General features: G+C 65.5%; 1 protein-coding gene. It reads right to left on the reverse strand.

The features are described 5' to 3' along the window. Positions 1-146 precede the first annotated feature (146 nt). The coding region (locus CWO89_RS45030; protein WP_165421633.1) for a transposase at positions 147-603 on the reverse strand (457 nt) is incomplete at its 5' end.

A 603-nucleotide genomic window follows, 5' to 3' on the forward strand; every position in this document is an offset into this window, starting at 1 on the left:
GACCGGCCCGAGCACGGCGGCACACTGGCAGTGGAACGGGACTGCATTCCTGCCTAGAACTTGCCGTCAGCCGCGACTATGGTTGTCGGGCGCGGGCGACCTCGTGGCGAAGCGTGACGCGTCGGCTGCAAGCGTCACCGGACTGCCTATTTTGTCCTGCCGAACTGAGGCGCCCGCGCGCCGGTTTTTGGGTGCCGCGGCTTCCATTGCGACACGAATCGTTCGTAGCTTTGCTCCGCCTGGGCGGCAATCAACATCTCGCGGTCGCGCAGCGCCTTGATGTTGTAGGCATAGGCTGGTCCACGGCGGCTCCCTTTCTGTTGTGGATGTCCGGCTTGAAGTTGCATCGCGCGGGTCTTATTGGCGACCAGCGCCGGGCGCGCCCACAGGTAATCCTCGCCCTTTGTCAGCAAATGCCAGCAGAGCACAGTGAGCTTCCGAGCCACGGCCACCGCGGCGATCTGATGGCCGCGTCGGGCGCGGATGCGCACGAAAAAAGCATGCAGTGGACCGGGCGCCTTGGCCGCTGCCCAGGCCGCCTCGACCAGCATGGCGCGCGCATGACTGCGGCCGATCTTGCTGATACGGCCGTGGTGGACGGTT

Source organism: Bradyrhizobium sp. Leo170, assembly GCF_004296405.1.
Lineage (GTDB): Bacteria > Pseudomonadota > Alphaproteobacteria > Rhizobiales > Xanthobacteraceae > Bradyrhizobium.